The 7,873-nt window shown below is 67.7% G+C and carries 9 protein-coding genes; 2 read left to right on the top strand and 7 right to left on the bottom strand.

Annotated features, from left to right (window positions below):
• Window positions 1-1,071: SDR family oxidoreductase (locus A5784_RS35570; protein ID WP_156750951.1), on the top strand; the 1,071-nt coding region annotated here is incomplete at its 5' end.
• Window positions 1,072-1,220: 149 nt separating this feature from the next.
• Here A5784_RS35570 and A5784_RS35565 read toward each other — a convergent pair.
• The 4 genes from A5784_RS35565 to ruvC are packed head-to-tail and all read right to left on the bottom strand — an operon-like array spanning window position 1,221 to window position 3,812.
• Window positions 1,221-1,607, bottom strand: a complete 387-nt coding sequence (locus A5784_RS35565) for a DUF1304 domain-containing protein (protein WP_064949542.1) — start codon at window positions 1,605-1,607, stop codon at window positions 1,221-1,223.
• A gap of 5 nt (window positions 1,608-1,612) precedes the next feature.
• Window positions 1,613-2,668, bottom strand: coding sequence for a Holliday junction branch migration DNA helicase RuvB (gene ruvB / locus A5784_RS35560; protein WP_064949541.1), 1,056 nt, complete (start codon window positions 2,666-2,668; stop codon window positions 1,613-1,615).
• Window positions 2,669-2,670: 2 nt separating this feature from the next.
• Entirely contained in the window at window positions 2,671-3,258 is a 588-nt protein-coding gene (ruvA, locus tag A5784_RS35555; protein WP_064949540.1) for a Holliday junction branch migration protein RuvA, read from the bottom strand.
• On the bottom strand, window positions 3,255-3,812 hold the full coding sequence (gene ruvC, locus A5784_RS35550) for a crossover junction endodeoxyribonuclease RuvC (protein WP_029372290.1): 558 nt from the start codon (window positions 3,810-3,812) through the stop codon (window positions 3,255-3,257). The genes ruvA and ruvC overlap by 4 nt, the downstream gene beginning before the upstream one ends.
• Window positions 3,813-3,961: 149 nt before the next feature.
• Between ruvC and A5784_RS35545 the strand changes: the two genes are divergently transcribed.
• Window positions 3,962-4,621 carry an NAD(P)H-binding protein gene (locus A5784_RS35545; RefSeq protein WP_064949563.1) on the top strand — a complete coding sequence of 220 codons (660 nt, stop codon included), beginning with the start codon at window positions 3,962-3,964 and terminating at the stop codon, window positions 4,619-4,621.
• 4 nt (window positions 4,622-4,625) lie between these two features.
• Here the strand turns inward: A5784_RS35545 and A5784_RS35540 are convergent, their stop codons facing one another.
• From A5784_RS35540 to A5784_RS35530, 3 genes are all read right to left on the bottom strand, one after another.
• Complete coding sequence (locus A5784_RS35540) at window positions 4,626-5,042, bottom strand: hypothetical protein (RefSeq protein ID WP_156750950.1); 417 nt, start codon at window positions 5,040-5,042, stop codon at window positions 4,626-4,628.
• Between the two features lie 6 nt (window positions 5,043-5,048).
• Window positions 5,049-5,804, bottom strand: a complete 756-nt coding sequence (locus A5784_RS35535) for a YebC/PmpR family DNA-binding transcriptional regulator (protein WP_064949538.1) — start codon at window positions 5,802-5,804, stop codon at window positions 5,049-5,051.
• 72 nt (window positions 5,805-5,876) lie between these two features.
• Complete coding sequence (locus A5784_RS35530; protein WP_064949537.1) at window positions 5,877-7,823, bottom strand: glycosyltransferase family 39 protein; 1,947 nt, start codon at window positions 7,821-7,823, stop codon at window positions 5,877-5,879.
• Between the last annotated feature and the right edge of the window lie 50 nt (window positions 7,824-7,873).

Below are 7,873 nucleotides of genomic sequence, written 5' to 3'. Positions count from 1 at the left end.
GAAGAAGCCCGCGCCCGCCTCGACGCCATCTTCGACACCGGCGACGCGAAACTCCTTGCCCACTACCAGCAATTGGCCGCCGAGCACCTCGAAGTCATCGCAGGCGACAAAGGCGAAGCCAACCTCGGACTCGACCAGCAGACCTGGCAGCGTCTGGCCGACGACGTCGACCTGATCGTCGACCCGGCCGCGCTCGTCAACCACGTCCTGCCCTACAGCCAGCTGTTCGGGCCCAACGCCCTGGGCACCGCCGAGTTGATCCGGATCGCCCTGACCACCAAGATCAAGCCGTTCGTGTATGTCTCGACCATCGGTGTCGGTTGGGGTATCAAGCCCGGCGAATTCGTCGAGAACGCCGACATCCGGCAGATCTCGGCGACCCGTCAGGTCGACGACTCGTACGCCAACGGGTACGGCAACAGCAAGTGGGCCGGCGAAGTCCTGCTGCGCGAAGCCAACGACCTGTGCGGGCTGCCGGTGGCCGTGTTCCGCTGCGACATGATCCTGGCCGATACGACGTATTCAGGCCAGTTGAACCTGCCCGACATGTTCACCCGGATGATGTTCAGCCTGGTGGCCAGCGGCATCGCCCCCGGCTCGTTCTACGAGCTGGACGCCGAAGGCAAACGGCAACGGGCGCACTACGACGGCCTGCCGGTGGAATTCATCGCCGAAGCGATCTCCACCCTCGGGGTTCGTGTGACGGACGGTTTCGAGACATACCACGTGATGAACCCGTACGACGACGGCCTGGGTCTCGACGAGTTCGTCGACTGGCTCATCGAGGCGGGCTACTCCGTGCACCGCATCGACGACTACGCGACCTGGCTGCAGCGGTTCGACACCGCGCTGCGCGCGCTGCCCGACAAGCAACGTCAGGCCTCCCTGCTGCCGCTGCTGCACAACTACCAGCAGCCCAGCCGGCCGATGCTCGGCGCAGGCGCACCGACCGATCACTTCCGGGAAGCCGTGCAAGAAGCCAAGATCGGGCCCGACAAGGACATCCCGCATGTGACACCCGCGGTCATCGTCCAGTACATCACCAACCTGCAGCAGCTCGGCCTGCTGTAACACGCTTCCTCACAAGGGAAGGTCCCCTGAGCGGCCGCGGTCCCACCAGGACCGCGGCCAATCAGTGTCTGGCCGAACAGACACGGCGGCACCGGAAACCCCGCGTGTCGCGGGCTTTCATGTCTGCTCGGCCTGAGAGGTGCTCGGTCTCAGAGTGCGACCCCGATGGCCACGAGCAGCACCGCGATCAGCGGGAAGATGCCCTGCGTGATGGCAGCGCGGGCCTTGTCCGGCGAGGTGATCAGCAGAACCAGCGCCGCGGCCAGCATCGAGCCGACCCCGGCGAACACCAGAGCCACGCCGACAGCGTTGTGCCCCAGGGCAATTCCCAAGATGCCGATCCCGGTGACGATGGCCAGGAACAGGTTGTAGAAGCCCTGGTTGAACGCCAGCTCCTTGGTGATCTCCGCGGTTTCCGCGGTGGTACCGAAGGTCGCGCGCGTGCGCGGCGAGGTCCAGGTGAGCGATTCCATCACGAAGATGTACACGTGCAGAACCGCGGCGAGGGCGGCGAAAACCAAACCGGCGATGACCATAACGACTATTCAAACAGTCCGGCCTGGCCCAGACCGGTTATCGGCGGCTGCATGCCGAGGTGAGTCCAGGCCAGCGGTGTCGCCACCCGGCCCCGCGGGGTGCGCGCCACCATCCCGGCCCGGACCAGGAACGGTTCGCACACCTCCTCGACCGTGGTGGCCTCCTCCCCGACCGCCACGGCCAATGTGGAAACCCCCACCGGTCCACCGCCGAAACTCCGGGTGAGCGCGGAGAGCACCGCCCGGTCCAGCCGGTCCAGCCCCAGTTCGTCGACGTCGTAGACCTCCAGGGCGGCCTTGGCGATGTCGCGCGTGATGTTGCCGTCGGCGCGCACCTCGGCGTAGTCGCGGACCCGGCGCAGCAGCCGATTGGCAATGCGCGGCGTGCCCCGCGAACGCATCGCGATCTCCGCCCCGGCCTCGGCGCCCAGCTTGATGCCGAGGATGCCTGCCGAGCGGGCCAGCACGCGCTCCAACTCCACCGGCTCGTAGAAGTCCATGTGCGCGGTGAAACCGAACCGGTCCCTCAGCGGGCCGGTCAACGCGCCCGATCGGGTGGTCGCACCGACCAGGGTGAACGGCGCGACCTCCAGCGGAATCGACGTGGCTCCAGGGCCTTTCCCGACGACGACGTCGACGCGGAAGTCCTCCATCGCGAGGTACAGCATTTCCTCGGCGGGGCGCGCGATGCGGTGGATCTCGTCGATGAACAACACGTCATGCTCGACGAGGTTGGACAGCATGGCCGCCAGGTCGCCCGCCCGCTCCAGCGCGGGACCCGACGTGAGGCGCAGCGATGAGCCCAGCTCGGCGGCGATGATCATGGCCAGAGACGTCTTGCCCAGGCCGGGCGGCCCCGACAGCAGGATGTGATCCGGTGTGCCACCGCGGTTCTTGGCTCCTTCGAGCACCAGCTGCAACTGCTCGCGTACCCGCGGCTGACCGATGAACTCGCCGAGCGAACGGGGCCGCAGGCTGGCGTCGATATCGCCTTCGCCGACGGTCAGCGCCGGCGTCACCTCGCGGTCGTCGGGCTCCTCGGTGTCGTCGAACCGACCCATGGTTATTTCTTGCCCAGCATCGACAGCGCCGACCGCAACGCGGTAGACGTGGTGGCCTCTGGGTCGTTGGCCAACACCTTGTCGGTGGCTTCTTCTGCTTGTTTGGCCGGAAAACCAAGGCCGACAAGGGCTTCCACCACCGGGCCGCGCACCGCGTGGCCGCCGGCCGTGCCCGTGGCGCCCGCGGTCACGGCCCCGATCTTGTCGCGCAGTTCCAGCACCATCCGCTCGGCGCCGCGTTTACCGATGCCGGGCACCCGGGTCAACGCGGTCACGTCGCCGTCGGCGAGAGCCTGACGCAGCGCCTGCGGGTCGTACACCGCCAGCGTCGCAAGCGCGATCTTGGGTCCGACACCGGACACCCCGAGCAGCGTCAGGAACAGATCCCGCGCATCGCCGTCGGCGAACCCGTAGAGCGTCATGGAGTCTTCGCGCACGATCATCGCGGTGATCAGCCGAGCCTCGGTGCCACGACGCAGGTTCGCCAGCGTCGTCGGGGTGGCCATCACCTTGTAACCGACGCCGGCAGCCTCGATGACGGCGTGATCGAGCGCGATGTCGACAACCTCGCCGCGGACCGACGCGATCATGCCCGGGCCGCCTTGAGCCTCGCCTGATACTTGCGGCGCTGCTCGGCGGCGAGCGCCTCCGCGGCGGCCATCCGCGCGAGCATCGGTGCCCGCCAGCAGTGACAGATCGCAAGCGCGAGCGCGTCAGCCGCATCGGCGGGCGTTGGCTTGGCTTGCAGCGCAAGGATTCTCGTGACCATCTCGGTGACCTGAGACTTGTCGGCCCGGCCGTTCCCGGTGACCGCGGCCTTCACCTCGGACGGTGTGTGGAAATGCACGTCGATGTCCCGGCGCGCGGCCGCCAGCGCGATCACGCCGCCGGCCTGGGCGGTGCCCATCACCGTCGACACATTCTGCTGCGCGAAAACCCGCTCGATGGCGATCACATCGGGCCGATGGGTGTCCATCCAGTACTCGACGGTGTCGCTGATGGTGAGCAGCCGCTTCTGCAGCGGCGCGTCGGCCGGTGTGCGGACCACGTCCACATCCAGCGCGATGACCTGCCGGCCCTTCCCGTTCTCGATCACCGACAGGCCGCAACGCGTCAACCCGGGATCCACTCCCATCACCCGCACGCGAACCCTTTCGTCAGAACATCTGTTCGAGAGCCTAGCGTGGGCCACCGACCGGGTGTGGCAGGGACACGCTCACAACCGGGGGACGCATGCGGGCCGCGGTGACGTTGCATGCTGGTAGCGACCCGACCAAGGCTGGAGGAGACATCATGCACGTCGTGATCGCCGGTGGACACGGCAAGATCGCCCTGATCCTCGAAAGACTGCTGACCGAGCGCGGCGACTCGGTGACCGGGCTGATCCGCAACACGGCCCAGAGCGCCGACCTCGAAGCCGCAGGCGCCCGGGCCGCCGTGCTGGATCTGGAACAGGCCTCGGTCGAAGAGGTCACCGACCAGGTGCGCGGCGCCGATGCGGTGGTCTTCGCCGCGGGTGCCGGGCCGGGCAGCGGGGCGGCTCGCAAGGAGACCGTCGACCGCGACGCGGCGATCCTGCTGGCCGACGCTGCGGAGGCCGCGGGGGTGCAGCGGTATGTGATGATTTCCGCGCTGTCAGCCGAGGACCGCAGCCTCGACGACGGCTATGACGAAGTGTTCCGCGCCTACATGCGCGCCAAGGCCGACGCCGACGCGAACGTGCGGGCCCGTCCCGGACTGCAGACCACAATCGTGCGGCCCGGAGGACTCACCGACGAGGCAGGCACCGGCGTGGTACGGATCGCCGAATCCACCGGGCGCGGCACCATCCCACGAGCCGATGTGGCCGCGGTGTTGCTGGCTGTTTTGGATGCGCCGCGGACGGCCGGGCAGACGTTCGAGGTCATCTCCGGCGAGACGCCGATCGCGGCCGCGGTCGCCGCGATCGGTTAGGGGTCTAGGCGGCAGACGCGGCGGCCGGGCCCGCCTCCCCGGCCGCGATGGCCGACTTGAGCTGTTCGATCCGCTCACTGGTGGCGCTCCAGCCGCGGACGGCTTCCTCTGCGACGATCTTGTGCTGACGACGCACCACGATGATCCAGGGCGTACCGAACAGCGACCGGGCCAGCACCCACAGCGGCAGCAGGAGCAAGAGCAGCAAGAACTCGGCGGCGACCAGCACCGCGAGCAACACCACGGGAATCAACAGCACGAGGACGACGATGTTCAGCACGATGCTGATCACGTCGTCGCCATCGGACAGGGACATGTCGCCGACGCCCCAGTCTTCCGGCATTTTTCGGCGTGGGCGCCAGGGCAGCCACCGCCGGCGCACCGTCCACTTCACATCCTGGGGATCGCGAACGGCCCCCACTACCGGCTACTCCTCGTCGAGGGCTGCGGCAACATCGTCGGGGATGTCGACGTTGGTGTACACCTCTTGCACATCGTCGCTGTCCTCAAGCGCATCGACCAGCTTGAGCACCTTGCGCGCGCCGTCGAGATCGACCGGGACGGTGACCGACGGCTGGAAGCTGGCCTCGGCCGAGTCGTAGTCGATACCGGCGTCCTGCAGCGCGGTGCGGACCGCGACCAAGTCGGAGGGCTCGGAGACGATCTCGAATGCCTCGCCCAGGTCGTTGACCTCCTCGGCGCCGGCTTCGAGCACGGCCAGCAGCACGTCGTCCTCGGTCAGGCCGTTCTTCTCCAGCGTCACCACACCCTTGCGGGAGAACAGGTAGGACACCGAGCCGGGATCGGCCATGCTGCCGCCGTTGCGGGTCATCGCGACGCGCACCTCACCGGCGGCCCGGTTGCGGTTGTCGCTGAGGCATTCGATGAGCACCGCGACACCGTTGGGGCCGTAACCCTCGTACATGATGGTCTGCCAGTCGGCGCCACCGGCTTCTTCGCCCGCACCACGCTTGCGGGCCCGCTCGATGTTGTCGTTGGGCACCGAGGTCTTCTTGGCCTTCTGAATGGCGTCGTACAGCGTCGGATTTCCGCCCGGGTCACCGCCGCCGGTGCGCGCGGCCACCTCGATGTTCTTGATCAGCTTGGCGAATTCTTTACCACGGCGCGCGTCTTTGACGGCCTTCTGATGCTTTGTGGTGGCCCACTTGGAATGGCCGCTCATGCAGGTACGCCCTCTTTCTGGTGAAACTCCGGCTGCCCATTCTACGTGGGCCGACGTGTAGTTCCGCCCGGGCTACTTCTTCAGCGGAGCGCTCAGGTCGTAGACCGTGTCCGAGCCCACCTTGGTCGAGGTGAAGTTCGCCTTCACCCAGTCGGTGATGTCGGTGTGCGAATTGTTGCCGAAGAAGCCCCCGCCGTGGTCCTTGGGTTCCGGGAGGATGTAGTAGCTGATCTGCCGGTCGGCGACGTAGGCCTGGAACTGTTCCAACGTCGGCACCGGATCGCTACCGGTGAAGCCACCGATCGCCATCACCGCGGTGTTGGTGGACAATTCGAGGTTCGCCGCTGCCGAGGAACGGTTGATGGCCGCCGACCACTTGGTCGTGGTGCCGCGCAGCATCGAATCCACGCCGGGGTTGTCGGTGAACCAGCCGTGCCCGTGGTTGTCGTCGGGATCGGCCGGTCCGACGCTCGGGCCACCGCCGGTATGCGGCTGGCCAAGGGTCGCGACCGTGTACGCCGTCGTCCCGGCGAACCCGCCGATCAGTGCTGCCGCCAGTGCGGCGACCGCGATGCCGCGGCTGCCGGCGCGCAATCCCCACAGCAGAGCCACCATGGCCAGCACGGCCACCGCGAGGATGACCCACCGCAGCGGCGGCAGCCAGGAGGCATTGCGGCCCAGGATCCAGAAACTCCACACTCCGGTCCCCAGAAGCATTGCCGCCAAGCCGATCTGCCCCAACCGGTCGGCGCGGCGGCGCCACATCTCCTGGATGCCGATGGCGAACATGGCGGCGACGGCCGGGGCCAGCGACAGGCAGTAGTACGGATGCACGTTGGTCTTCATGAAGCTCAGCACCAGACCGTCGATCACCAGCCACGTCCCGAACAGGATCGCCCCGGCGCGCACGATGTCGGTGCGCGGCGCCCGCCCCCGCGACACCAGCACCAGCACCGTCGCGAGCAGCGCCGCGGGGACGAGCCAGCCGATCTCGAAACCGAACTCGCCGGTGAACAGCCTTGGCAGGCCCTGGACCTGGTTGCCCCATCCCCCGAAACCGCCGTGGTGCTGGGCGGCAGCGGCGCCCGGGCCACTGGTCGGATCGGGCGCCGGATGGTCGCCTGGCTTCATGCCGTAATGGTTGTGGCCCAGTACGCGGCCGAATCCGTTGTAGCCCAGGACCAGGTTCATGAAGTTGTTGTTGGTCGAACCGGCGAGGTATGGCCGCGAGGACGCCGGCCAGATCAGAGTGAGCAGCACGAACCAGCCCGACGACGCGAGGAACGCGACCAGCGAGCCCAGCAGGTGCAGCAGCCGACGGCGCATCGTGACCGGGGCGGCGATGAGGTAGACCAGGCCGACGGCCGGCATGACCATCAGCCCCTCGAGCATCTTGGCCAGGAAGGCGAAGCCGAGCGCGACGCCGGCCAACGCCATCCAGCGTGCGCCGGATCCTTTTTGCTCCTCGCGTGCGCCAGATCCCTCCAGGGCGCGCACCGCGCAATAGGCAGCGGCCGTCATCAGCAGCACCATCACCGCGTCGGGGTTGTTGAACCGGAACATCAGCGCCGTCACGGGCATGACCGCCAGCGCGGCGCCGGCCAGCAGCGCGGCGCGGGGTCCACTGATCCGCCGGACCGCGGCGTACAGCAGCCACACCGCAGCAACGGCCATGAGCGCTTCCGGGATGAGCATGCTCGCGCTGCTGAAGCCGAACAGCTGACCCGACAGCGCCATCACCCACTGCGACACCGGGGGCTTGTCCACGGTGATGAAGTTGTTGGAGTCGAGGGACCCGAACAGCAGCGCTTCCCAGTTCTTGGCGCCGGCCTGCGCCGCGGCGGCGTAGAACTCGTTGCCCATCCCGTTGATGGTGATGTTCCACAGGTAGGCCACCGCGGTACCGACGAGCAGTACCGGTAACGCCAGCCGCTCGGCCGACGCGAGATCCCAGCGAACCCTGCGCTGTTGCGGGCCGGGCTCGACGGCAGCGGGATCTTCGTCAAGAGTCGTTGTCACACGACCATTAAGACCTGCTCTGATTTGCCGAACCTATGTATCCGCCGGGG

Origin of the sequence: Mycobacterium sp. 852013-50091_SCH5140682, assembly GCF_001665685.1 — a bacterium.
GTDB lineage: Bacteria > Actinomycetota > Actinomycetes > Mycobacteriales > Mycobacteriaceae > Mycobacterium.
The sequence above is the reverse complement of the archived record's forward strand: the minus strand, read 5'-3'. Positions and strand labels throughout refer to the sequence as shown.